Source organism: Proteiniphilum sp. (assembly GCF_034927365.1).
Lineage (GTDB): Bacteria > Bacteroidota > Bacteroidia > Bacteroidales > Dysgonomonadaceae > Proteiniphilum.
Window position 1 is genome coordinate 33,920 of the sequence record NZ_JAYFQD010000013.1, and the last position, 20,341, is coordinate 54,260.

General features: G+C 43.3%; 14 protein-coding genes. 5 read left to right on the forward strand and 9 right to left on the reverse strand.

The window, feature by feature from the left end; translation table 11 throughout:
• Positions 1 to 332: 332 nt before the first annotated feature.
• From pnp to VB073_RS09375, 6 genes are all read right to left on the reverse strand, one after another.
• On the reverse strand, positions 333 to 2,495 hold the full coding sequence (gene pnp / locus VB073_RS09350) for a polyribonucleotide nucleotidyltransferase (protein ID WP_323403898.1): 2,163 nt from the start codon (positions 2,493 to 2,495) through the stop codon (positions 333 to 335).
• A 302-nt stretch (positions 2,496 to 2,797) separates the two neighbouring features.
• Positions 2,798 to 3,916 (reverse strand): OmpA family protein, encoded by a 1,119-nt coding sequence (locus VB073_RS09355; protein WP_323403899.1) that lies wholly within the window; start codon positions 3,914 to 3,916, stop codon positions 2,798 to 2,800.
• A 151-nt stretch (positions 3,917 to 4,067) separates the two neighbouring features.
• A complete protein-coding gene (locus tag VB073_RS09360) occupies positions 4,068 to 6,755 on the reverse strand; it encodes a collagen-like protein (protein ID WP_323403900.1) in 2,688 nt (895 codons plus the stop codon).
• A 163-nt stretch (positions 6,756 to 6,918) separates the two neighbouring features.
• Complete coding sequence (locus VB073_RS09365; RefSeq protein WP_323403901.1) at positions 6,919 to 7,296, reverse strand: HU family DNA-binding protein; 378 nt, start codon at positions 7,294 to 7,296, stop codon at positions 6,919 to 6,921.
• A 472-nt stretch (positions 7,297 to 7,768) separates the two neighbouring features.
• Positions 7,769 to 9,598, reverse strand: coding sequence for an ATP-binding protein (locus tag VB073_RS09370; RefSeq protein WP_323403902.1), 1,830 nt, complete (start codon positions 9,596 to 9,598; stop codon positions 7,769 to 7,771).
• A gap of 401 nt (positions 9,599 to 9,999) precedes the next feature.
• The gene (locus VB073_RS09375; protein ID WP_323403903.1) at positions 10,000 to 11,097 is read right to left on the reverse strand and encodes a helix-turn-helix transcriptional regulator; all 1,098 of its coding nucleotides are present in this window, start codon (positions 11,095 to 11,097) and stop codon (positions 10,000 to 10,002) included.
• A 27-nt stretch (positions 11,098 to 11,124) separates the two neighbouring features.
• Here VB073_RS09375 and VB073_RS09380 point away from each other — a divergent pair, with 27 nt between their 5' ends.
• The 4 genes from VB073_RS09380 to VB073_RS09395 all read left to right on the forward strand — a co-directional run bounded on the left by VB073_RS09380 (position 11,125) and on the right by VB073_RS09395 (position 13,662).
• A complete protein-coding gene (locus VB073_RS09380; protein ID WP_323403904.1) occupies positions 11,125 to 11,268 on the forward strand; it encodes a hypothetical protein in 144 nt (47 codons plus the stop codon).
• Between the two features lie 13 nt (positions 11,269 to 11,281).
• Positions 11,282 to 12,439: a TlpA disulfide reductase family protein gene (locus tag VB073_RS09385; protein ID WP_323403905.1), complete on the forward strand. Its 1,158-nt coding sequence runs from the start codon at positions 11,282 to 11,284 to the stop codon at positions 12,437 to 12,439.
• Positions 12,440 to 12,581: 142 nt separating this feature from the next.
• On the forward strand, positions 12,582 to 13,052 hold the full coding sequence (greA, locus tag VB073_RS09390) for a transcription elongation factor GreA (RefSeq protein WP_323403906.1): 471 nt from the start codon (positions 12,582 to 12,584) through the stop codon (positions 13,050 to 13,052).
• 220 nt (positions 13,053 to 13,272) lie between these two features.
• Positions 13,273 to 13,662: an HIT family protein gene (locus VB073_RS09395; RefSeq protein WP_323403907.1), complete on the forward strand. Its 390-nt coding sequence runs from the start codon at positions 13,273 to 13,275 to the stop codon at positions 13,660 to 13,662.
• 41 nt (positions 13,663 to 13,703) lie between these two features.
• Here VB073_RS09395 and coaA read toward each other — a convergent pair whose 3' ends face one another.
• Entirely contained in the window at positions 13,704 to 14,654 is a 951-nt protein-coding gene (gene coaA / locus VB073_RS09400; RefSeq protein ID WP_323403908.1) for a type I pantothenate kinase, read from the reverse strand.
• A 315-nt stretch (positions 14,655 to 14,969) separates the two neighbouring features.
• On the reverse strand, positions 14,970 to 16,865 hold the full coding sequence (htpG, locus tag VB073_RS09405; RefSeq protein ID WP_323403909.1) for a molecular chaperone HtpG: 1,896 nt from the start codon (positions 16,863 to 16,865) through the stop codon (positions 14,970 to 14,972).
• Between the two features lie 341 nt (positions 16,866 to 17,206).
• Here htpG and VB073_RS09410 point away from each other — a divergent pair, with 341 nt between their 5' ends.
• The gene (locus VB073_RS09410) at positions 17,207 to 17,725 is read left to right on the forward strand and encodes an RNA polymerase sigma factor (protein WP_323403910.1); all 519 of its coding nucleotides are present in this window, start codon (positions 17,207 to 17,209) and stop codon (positions 17,723 to 17,725) included.
• 152 nt (positions 17,726 to 17,877) lie between these two features.
• On the opposite strand, the gene lon is transcribed toward VB073_RS09410, so the two are convergent.
• Positions 17,878 to 20,322: an endopeptidase La gene (gene lon / locus VB073_RS09415; protein ID WP_416349532.1), complete on the reverse strand. Its 2,445-nt coding sequence runs from the start codon at positions 20,320 to 20,322 to the stop codon at positions 17,878 to 17,880.
• Between the last annotated feature and the right edge of the window lie 19 nt (positions 20,323 to 20,341).

Consider the following 20,341-nt stretch of genomic DNA (forward strand, 5'->3'; position numbering starts at 1 on the left):
CCGCTCAATAGTGTGTTTCTATTATAAAAATAAAGATTTAGGTTACAAATATAGTGAAAGCCGAGAAAAAAACCAAGCTTGGTTGAACTATTCTGTCAAGTGAGAGCAGAACGAGTTTACTCGTTTTGCCGAACGCAAGAGTAATCTGACTCGTTGAATTTTTCCGGGAGCATCCTATATTATGGAAATATAGGGTTTGTATGTACGAAGCTCAGAACTGAAACAATAACGTTACTAAAGTTTTACAAACAATTTCCAATATTGGGGTGATAACAAAAAAGCGAACCTTTTCGGGCTCGCTTTTACATATATATATTGTCTGTGTCTGTTTCTTACTCTGCGCTTTGGTTGCTGCCTCTGTCGGGACGTTCAGGCCTTTCAGGGCGTGGGAGCAATACTTTGCGGGAAAGTTTGAACTTACCGGTTCTTGGGTCGATATCCATTAGTTTCACCTGGATCTTATCGCCTTCCTTAATGCCGGCATCTTCTACTGTTTCTAGCCGTCTCCATTCGATTTCGGAAATGTGGAGGAGTCCGTCTTTTCCGGGGAGGAATTCACAGAACACACCGTAAGGCATTACCGAACGGACGGTGGCTTCGTACACTTCGCCGATTTCGGGGATAGCCACGATACCTTTGATCTTCGCCATGGCAGCATCGATAGAGGCTTTGTTGTTGGCTGATATCTCCACGCGGCCCTTGTTGTCGATCTCTTCGATGGTGATGACGGTGCCGGTTTCTTCCTGCATTCCTTGGATGATCTTTCCACCCGGGCCGATTACGGCACCGATGAAATCTTTCGGGATCTCGATCACCTCGATACGCGGAGCATGTGGTTTCAGGTCGGCACGCGGCTCGGAGATGGTCTCCATCATTTTTCCCATGATGTGTTCACGGCCTGCCTTGGCTTGTGCCAATGCCTGTTCGAGGATCTCGTAAGAGAGTCCGTCTACTTTGATATCCATCTGAGTGGCGGTGATACCGTCTCTGGTTCCGCACACTTTAAAGTCCATATCACCGAGGTGGTCTTCGTCTCCCAGGATGTCGGAGAGAACGGCAAAATTCTGTCCTTTATTTTCAGAAATCAATCCCATGGCGATGCCGCTCACCGGTTTCCTGAGGGCTACCCCGGCATCCATCATCGCCAGTGTGCCGGCGCAGACAGTTGCCATGGAAGATGAACCGTTCGACTCAAGGATATCCGACACCACGCGTACCACATAGGGATATCCTTGCGGAATCATCCGTTTGAGGGCGCGATGTGCCAGGTTGCCGTGTCCTATTTCGCGGCGACCTGTGCTGCGTTGCGGACGGGCTTCTCCTGTAGAGAAAGGCGGGAAGTTGTAGTGCAACAAGAATCGGTCGGTACCATGCACGAGCACATCGTCAATGATCTTCTCGTCTAGTTTGGTACCCAAAGTGACGGTCGACAACGACTGGGTTTCACCACGGGTGAAGAGAGCCGAACCATGTGGTCCCGGGACAAAATCCACCTCGCTCCAGATGGGGCGGATCTCTGTGGTGGCACGGCCATCGAGCCGTTTGCCTTCATCAAGGATACAGCGGCGCATCGCTTCTTTCTCTACATCGTGGTAGTAACGTCCTGCAAGCGCTTTTTTCTCTTCTCTTTCTTCTTCGGGGAGCGACTCCATGAACTCTGCCAGGATCGCTTCGAAAGCTTCTATACGTTCATGTTTGTTGGGATTCTGTGAAGAGGCTACTGCATAAGCCTTTTGATAGCATGTGTCCCATACCTGCTTGCGGAGTTCTTCGTCATTCTCCTCATGGCAGTAGGTACGCTTTACCGTTTTGCCCACCATTTCAGTCAGTTCTATCTGGGCCTGACAATGTCTTTTGATCTCTTCATGGGCGAATTTGATGGCATCGAGCATTTCTACTTCTGATACTTCATTCATCTCACCTTCCACCATCATGATATTGTCGATAGTAGCGCCTACCATGATATCGATATCGGCTTGTTGTAATTGTTTGAAAGTAGGATTGAGTACTAACTGTCCGTCAATACGTGCTACACGTACTTCCGAGATAGGTCCGTTGAAAGGTATGTCTGAAACAGCCAACGCTGCGGAGGCAGCCAGTCCGGCTAAAGCATCGGGCATATCTTCACCGTTAGAGGAGTAAAGAATCACATTTACAAAAACATCGGCATGGTAGTCATCCGGAAAAAGGGGGCGGAGTGTTCGGTCGATTAATCGGCTGGTCAGTATCTCTGAATCGGAAGGTCTTCCTTCACGTTTCATAAAACCACCCGGGAAACGTCCGGAGGAGGCAAACTTTTCTCTGTACTCAACCTGTAACGGCATAAAATCGGTTCCGGGGGTTGCATCTTTGGCGGCGCAAACGGTAGCCAGTAGCATGGTGTCTCCCATACGGAGGGTAACAGCACCATCGGCCTGTTTTGCCAGTTTCCCCGTCTCCAGCGTAATCGTGCGTCCGTCTGACAGCTCGATTTGCTTAACAATTGGATTCGTCATAAATGATAAGTTATTATTCTCTTTGTATAAAATCTCCCAAAGATACATAAAGTTTTGGTTTCTTGGCGCATTCGTGGTTATAAATCTTCTTCTAATTCAGTTTCTACAATTTTTTTGACACACCGAATATATATTATATAGTATACTATAATTTCTTGCGTCTGGTTTATAAAAAATACAGGAATGCGTTTTACAAAAAGGCATTCCTGTTTCCCGGAAAAAGAATATAAATTTATTACTTGTTTATATAAACGATGAGTGAGTTATTGTAAAAATGATTATTCTTTTCCGTGACTACTTTTTTATTTCTTGGCTACCTCCACGCGGCGGGCTTTTATGGTAAGTGCTTCCTGTCCGGAAGTTTTGGAATCTTTACCGGCACCGGAAGTAGAAATCCTTGCTGCATTTATACCCTCTCCCACGAGATATTTCTTGACTGCTTCTGCTCTCCTGAGCGAAAGTCCGTCGTTATAGGCGTTAGATCCTTTGTGGTCGGTATAACCGGTGATGATCACATCGGCGTTGCTGAATTCTTTCAGTACTGTCACGATGGTCTTCAGTTCTTCGGCATATTTTTGGGTATCCAGCTTGTCACTGTCGAAATCAAAGTGTACTGCCGGTAGTGTGGGAAATTCTTTCGCCACGGGAGCCGGAGCAGGAGCCGGAGTTGGTTTCGGAGCCGGTGCGGGAGCCGGAGTTGGAGCGGGAGCGGGAGCCGGTTTTGGGTCATGATAGACCGGTTCGGTTCTCTTGTAGGTTTTACCTAAGTTGATCTTGATACCTGCCAGCGCGTTGAATTGCCAGTCGGGGTTTTCGGCTTTTTTCGAATTGAAATGGTCGTCAAGTGCCGAGGCGTTACATTCCAAAGCAAGGGCTACTGCGTCGCTCAGGCGGAAATTCAATCCTAACCCAACGCGTCCACCTATGAAGCCGCGGCTTTCTTTCCACAGGTATTCCAATTTGTAGTTGCCCAATTTCGATTCGAGGGCAGTTGCACCATCATTCTCAAATCCGTAGGCATAGGCTCCTCCTGCAAAGAGGTAGGGGCTTACTGTCCGTTGCGGGTTAAATCCGCCAAATGCTGATGCCAGGTCAAATACCAGGTCGAGGTTTCCTTGTACGAACTTGAAGTCGTATACTTGTGCGGGAGCTACCCAACCGCCTTTTCCTTGCCAGCCGCTTGCACCCAGCCTCACCCCGAACAGAGGGCTGAAGTTATATCCCAGGTTCAGTGCTGCTGCAGGCGATATCAGGTCCATAAATTTGGCTTCTCCCAGTGTATGGGCCGCACCTCCTTGCAATTGCAGGTAGGCATGCGGTTTAAATACTGTTTTGGTCTCTTCCCCGGTTTCTCCTTGCTGTGCCGAAGCCAATGCGGGGACAAGTATGAATGCGAAAAAATAAATGAAAAACTTTTTCATAGGTTTGTTAATAAATTGGTTATGTATTCCATCAGGACCGTACGTTTATGCATAGTAAAATCCTATGTTTGACAGGTCTGCTTCACATTGGATTTGAAAAAAAGCAGGAGGAAACTGCTTTGTCCCCTCCTGCCTATTATGAAAACTAAACTTATTCAGGTTTAACCGTGATTGCATCAGCGGCTCTGGTTATTTCAGCAAAGGAAGCTATAAACTTAACCTGTGCATCAGCAACCTTCTGTTCTGATTGTAATCTGGTACCGGCATTCTGCCATTCCAATACACTGGATTTGTTTTCAGCGTCGCCACCCACTTTAGAGATGGTAGTGTAAACCTGTCCAGGTGTTAATGTATAGAATAAACCGAATGTAGGAGCAGTGATATCCACATAATCACTAGCCTTTACAGTGTTGGCACCATCGGCTGTTTCAGCAACACCCTTCGTTACAATTCTCTTTCCATTGAAAAGAACAATGTAATTTTCTTTGATGTCCTGAGTATCTTTCTGACCATTCACCTTGTCGATCAATTGGAAGTCAGTTGGAGTTGCCAATATGATTTCGAACGGATTCACGAAGTGTACTTTGAAATCAAATACATCTGATTCGTTATTCGGATAACCTGTTACAAACTGCATATCGTATACTCTTTCTGCAGTAGTCAACTTCGTTGTCAAATCCATCAACTGTCCAGCAGTCTTGTTGGCATTGGTTCCAAGAGCACCGTCAATTGTAGAGGCAGTGGCCGGAGTCAATTGTGCACCTGTTTGAGCCGGAGTTGTAGCTTTGAACTGGAAGGTATGGGTAGCTCCGTCGATCTTACCATTGGTTGCAGCTGCAAATACATTTCTGTAAGCTGTAGATCCGTGTGCAAATGCTTCACCCAGGTAGAGCTGCATCAAATAACCGCTACCGGTATTCATACCCTTAGTCATTACATCGGTTGCAGATCCGTTGTAGCGGTATCCTGCCAGAATTGTCTTGTCAAGAGTCGGCTTCTGGATATTGTATTTGAATACAAGGTTCAATACCGGACGTGATGAACTGGTCGGAGTAAATGTATAGGTTACAGTTGTCTGACCAAACTTGGCAAGCGGAGTAATTTGATATTTCACCGCATAAGAGTCTACATCGGGAGCATTAGGAGAAGTAACGATACCTCCCATGCCATGGTCTGCAGGATTAGCAGGAACAACAGTCATAGTTGCTGCATTGTAGATCGTAGTGAATTCGTTGTGAGACAAACCAAGTTCTGTATAGATCTGGTTCATTTTCTGCCAGCCAATGATGATGTCTGTTTTGTTATCAACGATTGCAGTTTGACCTTTAAACAGATTAGCATAAGGTATTGTACCGGCATCGAATGTATAAGTCTTAGGTGTTACTGGCACCGGAGTACTTCTTACGACTTTGAATTTGATATAACCTGTTGCCAGGACAGCGTCGTTAAGGGTACTTTTTAAAGTGACTTTAATCAACGGAGTTCTGTCGATAGCTGCAGTTCCCTGTAATACAGATAATTTGGTTCCATCCAGTTTTACAAAATAATTCTGATCGGTAATACCGTCGAGACCGTCAAAATTGACATTGGTAGAAAACTCGAATTTATAATCGCTGAAACCATATGCTTCAAATAACTTCTTGGTACTTCCTGCAGCAGCCGGAGTAGCTGTTGCCCATACATAATCCAACAGGTCTACATCTTTAGCTGTGTAAAGAAGATCTTCGTGGTCGTTGGTAGCACCAATGGCGGGAGCAGATGTCCTGTAATCAACGAACGGAGTTTTCTTTGAATCGGAGATCGTTGCAAGATATTCTACCGTGTTTACTTTTACGTAGTCAGAGGTAACTACAGCACCATCTTTGTTGGTTCCTTGTAAAGCTATCACCCTTTCTTGTCCGGCAGCTGGTTCAGCCCATTTCTTTACCTGGAAAGTGAATTCACCCCAACCGAATTTTTCGGTTACGGCAGGAACTTCAAAAATACCTGTTTCGTCTTTATCGGGAGCGGCACGGAATTTCACAGAGTTGCCAATATAGTCCCACGTAGTTTCTGAAATATCCGCAGAAGAGGGGTTGAATCTGAAATTCAATTTCAGGTTAGTCTGGAATGTAGACTTTACTGTAGCAATACCGAGAGTACCATTGATATAACCCATATCGGTTACGCCCAAACCTTTTTCCATTTCATCCGGTGCGAACAATAAACCAGCAAGAGCAGTTTTACCCAAAGTGATACCTTCCGGACCGACACCATCTATATTGTAAAGGGTCACAACGCCGGTTGCAGGATTATAAACTGCAGTAATATTACCTTCCGGTAACCATTTCTGAGTGGTAGCTTCGTCTTTGCCTTCAGCATCTACTTTGTGCCATGTACCATCTGAATGTGGATAGTAGTATACACCGTCTTGACCGGCAGGACCTTGAGGACCAGCGGGGCCAGCAGGACCGGTAGGACCTGCGGGACCGGCAGGACCTTCAGCTCCTTTCCATGATTTGTCGGTTTTCACACCGTCGATGTACCAGAAACCATCAGCGTTAGCGGTGATTACTGATCCAGGAGTGCCATTAGTGCCATTAGTGCCGTTGGTGCCGTTGGTTAGGTCATAAGTACCCTTGTCGGTGGTAATTTTTACCCCTGTAGAGGTTTGTTCAACTTTGGTGATAACGGCTCCAGCTTCAACTTTGGTCTTAAGATCGTTCAAAGTTGTACTGATGCTGGCAATCTTATCTTCTAGATTGCTGATGTCATCATCATAGTCCTTACAAGACGTAACTGTGACGAATGCCGCAATTACCGCGAAGACTAACAATTTAAATAAATAATTTTTTTTCATACAATAAAAATTTAATAATAAAAAATGGATTAAAATATTACACAATTGGTGTTCTTTTTATTTTATAAATTTAAAATAGTCAGAGATATTGCCTCTTTCTCCTGAGACCCTCCAATCATATCATCCTTTCCGGTATGGCTTACAATAGGACTATTTGCCGGGGTTATTCCACCTCTTCGAATTGGATATGTTGTAAAGTCTTTTTTAACTCGGGAGAAGGAGTAAAAACTACCTTCATATTCTTTATATTTTCGGGTGTGAATTCTTCCGGGTTTTCAACGCCTTCACTTGATAGTGAGAGTCGCAGTGTGCCGAAATTATTCAGATTTACACTGTACCCCTCTATTAAATAGCGGGGAATTTCATCGACCATATTTTCGATTACATTAATTACAGCTCCCCGAGCCAGAAACGACTTGCCTGCAATGCCCTTGCTCAATTGGTAATTATTGATAGTACCTGCTTTCACAGGGCTTGCATACCACTTCCGTTCTGTGTCGGGTTCGAGCGGATTAGCTTTTTGAATTAGTTTATACTTCATAGACCTCTATTTTAATTGTTTTCTGAATATGATCGCATACCGGATAATAAGACTTGTTAATGATGTTTCTCTCTAAAAGGTTGAATATGACTCTATTTTGTTGTTTGTTTCATTGTTTGTTACGCTTTGAGCAATTTTTTTGTCCGTTCCTTGAAATTCTTCTGACCGTTTAGCGTTTTTTTTTTGTTTTCTCGTTTTTATTGGTTCCGAACGTTTGAAAATATTTGGACGTCCTTTGAACCGCTATATATTTTCGATGACAAACTTACGCTTTTCGCTAAACTCGGGTTAGGACTTTTGCTGTTAAATATAGGATAAAATAGGCTTTAACATTCATATGTATTAGTATACTTTGCGCAGATTAAAAATATAAAATATTGATATATAAATTAATATGTGTGCTAATATACATTTGAAAAGATTTTATTTTTCCCCGTTAAAAAGTATCCTTTTTATTCGTTTTAATAACAAATTATTTCCGGTTCGACAGTACTGAATTTTGAGGTGAACGTTTGAATTGAGTGGGGGTGATTCCGGTGTATTTTTTAAATACCCTGGAAAAATAATTCACATCATAAATGCCACATTCAACGGCTACCTCTCCAATGGTCTTGTTTTGCGTGTTAAGTATTTTTTTCGCATGGGAGAGCTTTACCTGCAGGATATATGCACTGGAAGAATGTCCGGTAATGACATTCAGTTTCTTATTCAGTTGAGATACACTGATTGCCAGCTCCTGGGCCAGTTTTCCGGAAGCAAAGTCGGGATTTTTCATTTCACGATGAATGATATCAGTGACATGCCGAAGGAAATCGATATTGATGTTTTTATTGTTTCCCGGTTCCGCTATTTCATCTTTTAACACTGCCCTGCAGTATTTCTCTTTCAATAGCTGGCGGGTTTCCAGTAAATTCTCCACACGCAGTTGCAGTTCTTCCGGATAAAAGGGTTTACGGATATAACAATCGGCTCCGCTTTTCAATCCTTCAAGCAAATCCGATTCCCTGTCCTTTGCCGAAATAATGATTACCGGAATATGGTTGAGTAGCGATGAAGCCTTTATCTCCCTGCATAGTTCAATCCCGCTCTTTTTCGGCATGACCGCATCCGTGATCACAATATCGGGGATATGTTTATTGGCTATATCCCATGCTTTCTCACCATTGCCGGCATGTATAATATTGTATTGCTCCAGGGGGAATAGGGAGCGGATGTAGAGGGCGATGTCCTTATTGTCTTCTGCCAGCAGGATGGTCGTACGCGGATCTTCTTCGTTCGGTTCGAAAGAGATAAGTCCATTGACTTTCTCCCCGGCCGCGATAGCCGTTACGGGTGACATGCCGTTTTTCTCGGATGTCCATCGGGGGTAGGGCTGCTTTTCATTTCTCCGCAGAGGCAGTTCGATAGTGAACATAGTTCCTTTTCCTACCTCACTCTTCACCTCGATAGTACCCTCAAGGGCTTCTGTCAACTGCTTGACAAGCACAAGGCCTATCCCGTTGCCGCCAGTTGTCGTTCCGTTTTGCGGGTATTTATAGAATAGATCGAAGATATAGGGCAGTCTCTCCTTCTCGATCCCTCTGCCTTGATCAATCACTTTGATCACCATCTTTTTCCGGTCTCTCCTGTCCATCTCCAGAATCAGGTTAATACGCGATCCCTCGTCACTGTATTTGACTGCATTGTAAAGGAGATTATAGAGTATCTTGTTGAGCCAGTCGGGAACGAAGTCGGTTTCGATCTCGGGTTCGTTACTGAAAAAGAATAATTCTATATCTTTTTGTTTTGCATATACCTGGAAGGTTTCTGATACCATTTGTACAAAAGTGATTATATTGCCGGTTTTCCATTCCACCTCCTTGTCGGATGTTTGTAGATTAGCTATGTCGAGCAGTTGGGAGACCAGTTGGGAGAGGTTTTTGCCCTGCCGCTCGATGGCATTGAGATAGATGGATAGGTTGCCATTTGACAGGTGCTTCTGATCCGAGAGTTGCTTGCTCAATCCCACTATTACGGTGAGAGGAGTACGTATTTCATGCGTGATCCTGGCAAAGGTATCGCTGAGGAATTGTTCTTCCTGCTGCAATATACGGTTGTTCTTCTTCCTTTCAATAATAGCAAACAAAAATACCAGTAGAGCCAGTACCAATAATGCAACTCCTGTATATATACCTACTTTTCCGGTATAAAGATGGGATAATTGCATATTCAATATGGGCAGATAAAAAACTCCGGTAATTTCTCCGAACGAAAAAAAGTTCTCCGGCAATTCTCTGAATAGATGAAGGCAAAATAAGTTCATGCTAATGTAAATTAGGTTGCTATTCCTTTACCCTTGATGTAAGGAATAGGAATTCATACGATCTTTAGATTCTTGTTTTTTTACCTCTATTATTATAATGCAAGATAGCACTTTTTTGTCCTTATGTACTAATATTATTCCTTGTGAGATTTTTTTGGAAGATGGCTGACAGGTTAGAGTCTCTTTTTTTATTTATTTTTAACTTTGTTTGCTCATTGTCATTTGATCTTCGCCTATTTGTTATAGCACCGGGAGACAGATATTTTCAGGATACCAATCTTGATATTACCTGTAGCAAAGGTAAAAATCCAATTCGCATTACTCTTCCCAAAACTTAAAAAGGTGTCTCATGGTTTTGGGAATTATGCTATTTTTTTGAAAAATATTAAGAAAAGGTATGTTTATTCACTTTGTTGCGGGTGCTGGAGTTCACGCCGGTACTCCATTGGAGTCATTCCCGTAACGGCGACGAATTGCCGGTAAAAAGTGCTACTGCTGGGAATACCGATTTTCTCACCGACCTCGATGAGCGGTATATTAGAATCTTGAAGGATCAGTTTCTGCGCTTCGCTTATTCGTACTGAATTCACCCATGAACGAAAATTCTGGCCATATTCGGTATTGATGAAACGCGATAAATAGGCCGGATTGGTATTCAATTCGCCCGATAATGATTTCAGGGAAAGGGCCGGGTCGGTGAATTTCTTCTTTTCGATCCACTTGCTCAGGGAGGTCCGAAGTTGTACCGAGATCTCATGATTGTTGGAAGGCTGGTTTTCCGCTTCCGATATTATCGGAGCGATATGATGGAAAAGAGTGACGTAGTTAATAAATTTTAGTGCGAAGTAGACATAAAAAGTAGTATAAGTAATCATGAAAGCAGTAAAAACCTGTTTATTCACGAAAAGGGATGCTACCGAGAGGATACCCACACAGGCAGCCATGTAAAATGCTTTTCCTACCCATCTCAGACGCCTGTATTCGTCACCTGAGAAATAATTGTCAAGTCGTTGGCGATAATGGGAGTACTCTTTCACAAAAATCATTATATAATAAACAAGTTGCAGGCAATATAGGGCCAGCATAACGCCAAAAAACGGGTAGAGGTATGGTTCGACAGTCGTAAAAAAGAGTATGACAAGTATGGCGGAAAAGAATAACATTGGAATGATGTTCATTCGTATCCACCGTTTAGTTATATATCTTGGATTGATCAGGGTAACGGCCGATAAAGTGAACAACAGTGCCTGGAACGAAGCCGCAATGAGAGTGAATACTTCCACCGACATATCGCTGTTGTGCTCTGTCTCTCCCCAGATCCTTGACTGGATGAGCAGGGCAAGAATAATATAGGCTATAGCAAGCAAACGGCGTGAGATCCGGTAGTTCCTTAAATCCGGTTCCTTGGGCGTGGATATGGTTAACAGGGAGATGCCCATCACAAATATGATTGTCGATGCAATCATGGGGATGATTGTGTACGTGTCGATGTCTAACATATGAATTCTGATTGAGCTGCAAAGATAATGAATGCTTTCATAATTGTGGAGATTTATGTGAGTTTCAAAATAAAATCATGTAATTTTGCAGGGAAAAGTGAGACGGTGTGGATAGGTGGACAGTGGACAGTGGATAAGTGGACAGTGGATAAGTGGACAGGAGGATTTTAAATAATAACAGAAAATGAATTCATTGGGAAGATTTTTGCCGTTTTTGCTGATCGGCATCATGCTTTTTTCCTGTAAACAGGGAGAGGCCTTTAAAGTGACTGGGAAAATAGACTCGGCCGAGGGTGATACGTTGTATCTGGAGCATCGCGGGTTGGGAGGGATCGTCAAACTCGATTCCGCTGTATTGAAAAGCGAAGGATCGTTTTCTTTCAAGCAGCCGGCACCTGCGAACCCGGAGTTCTATCAATTACGTATCGGGAAACGCGTTGCCGTTTTTGCGGTAGATTCCACCGAAACGCTTCACGTGACAGCCGATGCATCGGATTTATACCAATCGTTTAAGGTAGAGGATTCTCCTGTCAATGATCAGATGAAAGAGGTGGATACATTCACACGGCAGGCTGCCCATGAAATATCTGACCTGGAAAACCGGCATAAAACCGGAGCGATTGACGATATGGCATATATCACCTTATTGGATTCCACCTTGCTGAGGTATAAAACGGATGTGTCGCGGTTAATTCTTGCCAATCCTTCGGGAGCAACCGCCTACTATGCCATCTTCCAGAAGATAAACGATTATTTGATTTTTGATCCCTATAGCAGGCAGGACTATGCCATGTTCGGGGCTGTTGCTACTTCGTGGAATCAGCGCTATCCCGATACGGAAAGGACAAAACACCTGTACGAGTTTACTATGAATGCGTTAAAGACAAGAAGACAGCAGGAGCAACAGGCAAAATTATTCGAGAACATACCCGTGGAAGAGGGCTCGGGACTCCCCGATATCGTACTGCCGACAATAAATGGGAAAAAGATCCCTCTCTCATCACAGAGGGGGAAAGTAGTATTGCTCGATTTTGTAGTGTACAAAGCAGATTTCTCGCCGAAACATAATATGGACCTGAACAATCTCTACACCCGTTACAAGTCGCGTGGTTTTGAGATATACCAGATATCGTTCGACTCGGATGAACATTTCTGGAAAACATCAGCGGCTAATCTTCCCTGGCTGACAGTGAGGGATCAGCGATCGGTTAATTCTTCATTGCTGGCTCTCTATAGTGTGCGACAACTGCCTACGGCATTTCTGCTCAATGGTGAGGGGGATGTCATAGCCCGGATAGAGGATTACAACCAACTGGCGGTAGAAATAGGTAAAGTGTTGTAAAACATATCCGGAAAATTTTGCTTAATTGGGATAAAGCATTATCTTTGTAAAAGTATAAACATGGAAAAAGGGGTTCCGGTCTTGTTGTGAAGGCCGGAATTCTTTTTCTTTGCGTTGAGTTTAAAGAATAAAAAAAGGGATTATGGCTGTAACGTACATGACCGAAGAAGGCCTTCGGAAATTGAAAGAAGAATTGGTAGAGTTAGAATCTGTGCAGAGACCTGAAATATCTCGTCAGATTGCCGAAGCCAGGGACAAGGGTGACTTGTCGGAAAATGCTGAGTATGATGCTGCGAAAGAGGCACAGGGTATGCTGGAAGCAAAGATCTCCCAGTTGAAAAACCTTATTGCCAACGCCCGTCTTATCGATGAGAGTGCCATCGGTACGGATGTGGTTCAGATCATGAATAAGGTGACGATCAGGAATATGCAGACGAAAAAACAGATGACCTATATGCTTGTATCGGAGAGCGAGGCTGATCTGAAAAGTGGTAAGATTGCCGTCAATACTCCTATTGCCCAAGGTTTGATGGGAAAGAAAGTGGGTGATGTGGCCGAAATAAAAGTACCTTCCGGTACAATGACTTTTGAGATCGTCGAGATTTCGATTTGAAATAGACTATCGGAACCAAGACTTTTAGAACCAAGCATTCCAGAACGTTTTCACCGTTCAAAAAATGCGTTGAAACATTTTGTTTCTTAACAGACTATTAGAGTCAAGACTCTGGATGTATGATTTAGGATGTGAGATTTAGGATTTAGGATTCAACAATCCAACAGTTTAACGATTTGACTCCGTCGATTTTCAATTCACGATTCAACAATAAAAAAGAATGACAATTTTCAGTAGAATTATCGCGGGAGAAATTCCCTCATACAAGATTGCAGAAGATGAACAGTTTTATGCTTTTCTTGATATTCATCCGATGTCGAAAGGCCATACGCTGGTCGTTCCTAAACAGGAGACCGATTATATCTTTGATCTGGATGATACCCTTTTGGGTGATATGGTTATTTTTGCTAAAAAAGTGGCAAAGGCCATTGAAAATGCTATTCCCTGCAAAAGGGTGGGAATGATGGTGGTCGGTCTGGAAGTACCACATGCCCATATTCACCTGATCCCTATTCAAAAAGAAAGCGACATGAGCCTTGCCAATCAGAAATTGCATCTGTCGGCAGAGGAATTTGAAGTGATAGCGGAAAAGATCCGTGCCGCATTTTGAAGTTTTTAGCGTTCTTCACTAAATATTTTCTCTGATTCTTCCTATATTTTCCGGATGCGGATACCTCTGACAAAATGACATTCCCCCTTCTCTAGGATCAGGTCGGCCCGGAAGCGGGTGGGTAGAATATTTTGTTGCAGGTTGGGAAGGTTGATCTCATCCCATACCTCATTGGCAAACTTTAATAATTTCTTTTCCGTGTAGGACGCATACCGATGGAAGTAGGAGTCGGGATTCTGAAAAGCCGTCTGTTGTAGTTTCTTGAATCGCTCAATATACCACTCCCTCAAATCTTTTTCGCTGGCATCCACATAAATGGAGAAATCGAAGAAATCGGAGACGAACACCCTCCTCCGCATTTTTTTACCGGGTGATACCTGTAGTACGTTGATCCCTTCCACAATGAGAATATCGGGCCGTTCGATGGTCTGCATCTCTCCTTTGATCAGATCGTAATAGAGATGTGAATAAACCGGTATCTCGAAGATATTGCGCCCCGATTTTACACCCGCGAGGAATGCCAGCAGCTGTTTAGCATCGTAACTTTCCGGAAAGCCTTTCTTATTCAACAGGCCGCGTTTCCGTAATTCGTCGTTGGAATAGAGGAAGCCGTCGGTAGTAATCAGTTCTACTTTTGGTTGCTCCGGAGTCATGGAGAGCAGCTTTTGTAATACCCGCGCAGTGGTACTCTTTCCTACAGCCACACTTCCGGCAATGCCGATGATGTAGGGGATAGGTTTACTTTTATTGGAGAAAAATTGGTCCCGTTCATTGTGCAGATTGCGGTAGTGAGTGATATGTATCTGAAGCAACCGGATCATGGGGATATAGATATCCTCCACTTCGTCGAGGGTGAGAGGTTCGTTAAGCGCCTGCAGCTTGGTGAGGTCGATATCAGAAACGGGAAACATGGGATGATCCTCCAGTTTGCTCCACTCCTCCCGGGTAAAGGAGCGAAAAGGAGAAAAAGTCACCTCGTAGTCTTTGTTCATTACACTGCTTTTTGCTGCAAAGATAAAGCAAAAACCGGTAAACGTAACTGTTTACCGGTTTTTTACTCAATTACCCGGAGTTGAGATAAGAGGATAGGTGGTTTTAATGTGCCAATGAAACTAATATGCTAATATGCCAATGTGCCAATATGAATAATGAGATTGGGAGATGAGGAATTTTAATTCCAAATCCTACATCCAGAGTCTTGATTCTAAAAATCTTGGCTCTAAAAGTCTTGATTCTAAAAGTCTTGGCTCTAGAAGTCTTGATTCTAAAAGTCTTGGCTCTAAAAGTCTTGATTCTTGGTTCTATACTCAAATCATCTCAAAACTTCTCTTTACGAAATTGTTCAATGCTTCACCTTTGAGCATCCCATTGGAGAGAAGGGCAAGGTCAACCAACTGCCTCAACCGGTTGTCGGCCGAAACCTGGGCGATGAGTTCATCTTTCTCCTTGATTTCACTATCGTCGATAAGAGCCTTGACTAACGGATGTTGTACATTCAGTACGATCTGGTAGGTGTCGGGTATCTCACCATAGAAAGCCATCTGTTGCTGCATCGTAGCCATCTCTTTCATACGCCGGGAGAATTCGTTCTGGGTGATCTGGAGAGGTCTGGCGTTTTGTCCAAGGGCTTTGAAGTCGACACTGAATTCTGTTTTTTCTATGGGGGGCAGTTGTGATTTCACCGCCTCCGACACATTCTCTTTCTGTTTGTCGGTCAGTTCCACTTTGGCCGTCTCTTCTTTCTCGATGATATGTTCGATGGTGTCGCTGTCCACCCTCACAAAGCGGGTTTTCTCCGATTTCTGTTCCATAAGCCCCATCCAGTGGGTATCGAGCTGACCATCCATCAGAAGCACATCATATCCTTTCTCTTTTGCCGCTTCGATATGGCTGTATTGTTCCTGTCGGTCATTGGCATAGAGATAAACCAATTCCCCATTCTTGTCGGTTTGTGAGGATTCCGTAAGCGTTTTATACTCTTCCGGTGTAAAATATTTGCCCTCCATATTCTTCACTAAAGCGAACTTGAGTGCCCTGTCGCAGAATTTCTCGTCGGAGAGCATACCATATTCGATGAACAGTTTCAGGCTATCCCATTTCTCTTCATACCTGGTGCGTTCTTTCTTGAACAGCTCTTCCAGCTTATCAGCTACCTTTTTAGTAATATGGCTTGAAATCTTTTTTACATTCTGGTCACTTTGCAGGTAAGAGCGGGATACGTTCAACGGGATATCGGGCGAGTCGATCACACCGTGCAGCAATGTAAGAAATTCAGGTACGACGCCTTCTACCGAGTCGGTTACAAATACCTGATTGCTGTAAAGTTGTATCTTATTGCGTTGCAGGTCGAGATTGTTCTTTATTTTCGGAAAATAGAGGATTCCGGTGAGATTGAACGGATAATCCACATTCAGGTGGATCCAGAACATGGGTTCATCGGCAAGGGAGAGGGGATATAACTCCCGGTAGAATTTCAGGTAATCTTCCTCCTCTAATCCTGCCGGTTTCTGTCGCCAGAGAGGATTGGTGTCATTGACTAGGTTATCTTCTTCAGTATCCACATAATTACCATCTTTCCACTCCTGTTTTTTTCCAAAGACAATGGGTATCGTGAGGAATCTGCAATACTTTTTGAGGAGTGATTCCACCTTCGATTTTTCCAGAAATTCCTTGTTGTCGTCATCAATATAAAGGATGATATCGGTTCCCCGATCCGCCTTTGTAGTCTCTTCCATCGTAAATTCCGGTGTGCCGTCGCACGACCATCTCATGGCTTGTGCATCCTCTTTATAGGATTTGGTGATAATCTCCACTTTTTTAGATACCATGAATGAGGAATAGAAACCCAATCCGAAGTGTCCAATGATAGCATTCGCGTTCTCTTTGTATTTATCCAGGAAGTCATTGGCAGAAGAGAGCGCTATCTGGTTGATATATTTATCAACTTCTTCTGCAGTCATACCTATACCGCGATCGGAAACGGTGAGCGTACCTTTTTCCTTGTCAATGGAAACGTGCACCGTGAGATCGCCCAAGTCACCTTTATAATCGCCCACATCGGCTAAGGTCTTCATTTTCTGTGTAGCGTCTACCGCGTTCGATACTATCTCACGGATAAAAATCTCATGATCACTGTAGAGAAATTTCTTAATAATGGGGAAAATATTCTCTGTCGTTACCCCTATCTGTCCTTTTTGTACCATATTTTTTTTAATTACCAATTACTGATTATATTGCTGTCCTCCTGTCCACCTAATAAAAGCAAATTGTGTGCCATAAACCGGGGGTGAGAGATTATTTCTTCAAATTTATTACAATTGGTTATCCGGTAATTTGAACTATAAATTTTTTTTATCTGTTATCGAGTGGTTTAATGTATATTTTTATATGGTTAATATATTGATATTTAATTATATATCTGGTTATGTTCATTTGTTAACACTAATTAATCGTTTTTGCATATGAAAAGAGATTTTTTTCTGAGATATCTCTCTATATTTGCAGAGACAACGATCATTTAACACAAACTAAAGCAGTATCGCTTATGAAAACAAAGATTTCTTTCGAAAAACAGCTATTGGGGCTGCAGGACAATATGTTCAATTTCGCATTGACATTGACAGCCGACAGGGAAGAAGCAAAAGATCTGTTGCAGGAAACAACACTTCGTGTGCTGGATAACAAGGAAAAATATTATGAGAATGTAAATTTCAAGGGATGGGTTTTCACCATCATGCATAATATTTTCGTGAACAATTATCGCAAGATTGTAAGAAGTCAAACTATTATTGACAAAACGGAGAACCTGTATCATTTGAATTTACCGCAGGATTCCGGTTTTGATACTCCTGATGGGGCTTATACGATTAAAGAAATCAATAAGGCGATCAATAGTTTTACTGATGAGTACAAGGTGCCGTTCTCTATGCATGTTTCAGGATATAAATATGAAGAGATAGCACAACATCTTGGATTGCCGATCGGGACTGTAAAAAGCAGGATATTCTTTGCCAGGAAAAGGCTTCAGGAATTGCTTAAGGATTTTAGATTTTACTCTGAATAAATAGAAGAGTAAAGAATAGAAATAACTAAGACCCCTTCCATTATGAAGGGGTTTTTTGTGAAGTATTAGAAGTGTCGACAATACAGAAAAAAAGAGTATCCAAAGGGTTTTAATACCGGATGGATACTTTTTTTGTCATCAAAAACTATAAACTATTTTTCTTCTTTTGCCGAAAAGAGTTTTGGATAATCTACCTTCTCATCCATAAGTGCCTGATCCAATACTTCTTTCACATCGCTTACATAAAGAAAGGTCAGTCCTTCCACATATTGAAGGTTGATCTCGTCGATATCTTTCTTATTCTCTTTGCAAAGAATGATCTCTTTGATACCTGCCCGTTTTGCTGCCAGGATTTTCTCGCGGATACCACCAACCGGAAGCACTTTCCCGCGAAGGGTGATCTCGCCGGTCATGGCCAGGTTGGGGCGTACTTTCCGTTGGGTGTATACCGATGCCAGTGAGGTGATCATCGTGATGCCCGCTGAGGGACCATCTTTGGGTATAGCACCTTCAGGCACATGAATATGAGTATTCCAGTTGTCGAATATCTCCGGATCGATACCTAGCTCCTGTGCATGGGAATGTATATATTCCATGGCGAGCATGGCCGATTCTTTCATCACATCCCCCAGGTTTCCGGTGAGGGTAAGCTTACCCCCTTTTCCCCTGCTGAGTGAACTTTCTACGAAAAGGATCTCTCCTCCCACGGCAGTCCATGCCAGTCCGGTTACCACTCCAGCGTACTGGTTACCCTGATAGCTATCCCTGTTATACTCCTCAATACCCAGATATTCTTTCAGGTCGGATACCTTGAGCGTTTTTGGATAGGGCTCTTCTGCCGCGATCTTACGGGCTACTTTTCGCATGATCTTGGCAATTTTCTTGTTCAGTTCGCGTACCCCCGACTCCCTCGTATAGTTCTCTATGATTTTCTGCAAAGCTGGTTTGGATATGGTGAAAACTCCTTTGGCGATGCCGTGGTTCTGGAGCTCCTTGGGAATCAGATGTCGATGGGCAATCTCAATCTTCTCCTCAGTGATATAACCACCCACGTTAATCAGCTCCATCCGATCGACCAAGGGCTGGGGAATGGAATTGAGGTTGTTGGCTGTGGCGATGAAAAGCACTTTCGAGAGATCATAATCGATGGAAAGGAAATTATCATGAAAAGTAGAGTTCTGTTCCGGATCCAATACTTCGAGTAGTGCCGAGGAGGGATCGCCCCTGAAATCATTTCCTATCTTGTCTATTTCGTCCAATACGAATACCGGATTGGATGTACCTGCCTTCTGTATATTCTGGATAATCCTTCCCGGGATTGCACCTATATAGGTGCGACGGTGACCACGGATTTCAGCTTCATCATGAAGACCTCCCAGTGAGACACGTACATATTTTCTATTGAGTGCTTCGGCAATTGATTTTCCCAGAGAGGTCTTGCCTACTCCCGGGGGGCCGTAGAGGCAAAGGATGGGAGACTTGAGGTCGCCTTTCAGTTTCAGTACGGCCAGGTGTTCAATAATTCGCTCCTTTACTTTTTCCATACCGAAGTGATCTTTATCGAGTACCTTCTGTGCATTCTTTAAATTGAAATTGTCTTTGGAGTACTCACCCCAAGGCAGTTCGAGAATGGTCTGCAGATAACCGAACTGTACCGAATAATCGGGCGACTGGGGATTGAGCCGTTCCAGTTTCTGTACCTCTTTTTCGAATGTCTTCACTACCTCATCACTCCATTTTTTTTCTTTTGCCCGTTTTCTGAATTCATCGATCTCTATCTGTTGGGTATTTCCTCCCAGTTCTTCCTGAATGGTTTTAATCTGTTGTTGGAGAAAATACTCTTTCTGTTGTTGATTCAAATCCTCGCGGGTCTTCATCTGGATATTCATCTTTAGTTCCAGTACTTGGGACTCACGGTTGAGGATCATCAGCAGGCGATAGGCCTGTTCCTTCTCGTCGTTGATGTTCAGTATCTCTTGCTTCTCGTGTCCTTGAATAGGCAAGTTGGTGCCACTGTAACTGATCAGCATATCGGTGAATGATTCACTGCTGAGAGTTTGTACCAATTCTCTGGGTGGTTCACCCAGCAAGTGAAGCATATGAAGCAGGGAATCGCGGATAGAATCGAGGATTGCTTTGAATTCTTTATCCTCTTTCGATGCTTTCAGATATTCCCTTATTTTGAATGTTGCTCTCATATAAGGTTCAGTCTGGGTAATCTGCTGCCACTCGAATCGTTTCCTTGCCTGCACGATGATACTCAGATTGTTGTCTCCCAATTCGATGACACGGATCACTTCAGCAATCACACCTACCGGATAAAGATCGCTCTCTTCAGGGTCATCTACCAAAGAGTCCTTTTGACAAACCAGTCCTATATACTTTTCTTTCTTGCCAAGCGATTTGATCAGTTCCAGTGATTTTTTACGCCCTACCGATACAGGCAGTGTGCTACCAGGAAAAACAATGGTATTTCGTAAAGGAAGCAAGGGGAGGGTCTCCCCCAACTGGGATTCGTCGATATCCTGGTTCCCGTCGACGAAATCGCTCGTAATAAAAGATATTACATTCGTTTCAGGAAACTCTTCAGAGGTCATATTTTTTTTAAAAGGATTC

What these genes read in the sequence shown, in the direction of transcription:
- VB073_RS09410 (WP_323403910.1), top strand. Translation starts at nt 17,207, where the DNA reads ATGAAAACAAAGATTTCTTTCGAAAAACAGCTATTGGGGCTGCAGGAC.
- pnp (WP_323403898.1), bottom strand. Translation starts at nt 2,495, where the DNA reads ATGACGAATCCAATTGTTAAGCAAATCGAGCTGTCAGACGGACGCACG.
- VB073_RS09385 (WP_323403905.1), top strand. Translation starts at nt 11,282, where the DNA reads ATGAATTCATTGGGAAGATTTTTGCCGTTTTTGCTGATCGGCATCATG.
- VB073_RS09355 (WP_323403899.1), bottom strand. Translation starts at nt 3,916, where the DNA reads ATGAAAAAGTTTTTCATTTATTTTTTCGCATTCATACTTGTCCCCGCA.
- VB073_RS09365 (WP_323403901.1), bottom strand. Translation starts at nt 7,296, where the DNA reads ATGAAGTATAAACTAATTCAAAAAGCTAATCCGCTCGAACCCGACACA.
- greA (WP_323403906.1), top strand. Translation starts at nt 12,582, where the DNA reads ATGGCTGTAACGTACATGACCGAAGAAGGCCTTCGGAAATTGAAAGAA.
- VB073_RS09375 (WP_323403903.1), bottom strand. Translation starts at nt 11,097, where the DNA reads ATGTTAGACATCGACACGTACACAATCATCCCCATGATTGCATCGACA.
- VB073_RS09380 (WP_323403904.1), top strand. Translation starts at nt 11,125, where the DNA reads ATGAATGCTTTCATAATTGTGGAGATTTATGTGAGTTTCAAAATAAAA.
- lon (WP_416349532.1), bottom strand. Translation starts at nt 20,322, where the DNA reads ATGACCTCTGAAGAGTTTCCTGAAACGAATGTAATATCTTTTATTACG.
- VB073_RS09370 (WP_323403902.1), bottom strand. Translation starts at nt 9,598, where the DNA reads ATGAACTTATTTTGCCTTCATCTATTCAGAGAATTGCCGGAGAACTTT.
- coaA (WP_323403908.1), bottom strand. Translation starts at nt 14,654, where the DNA reads ATGAACAAAGACTACGAGGTGACTTTTTCTCCTTTTCGCTCCTTTACC.
- VB073_RS09395 (WP_323403907.1), top strand. Translation starts at nt 13,273, where the DNA reads ATGACAATTTTCAGTAGAATTATCGCGGGAGAAATTCCCTCATACAAG.
- VB073_RS09360 (WP_323403900.1), bottom strand. Translation starts at nt 6,755, where the DNA reads ATGAAAAAAAATTATTTATTTAAATTGTTAGTCTTCGCGGTAATTGCG.
- htpG (WP_323403909.1), bottom strand. Translation starts at nt 16,865, where the DNA reads ATGGTACAAAAAGGACAGATAGGGGTAACGACAGAGAATATTTTCCCC.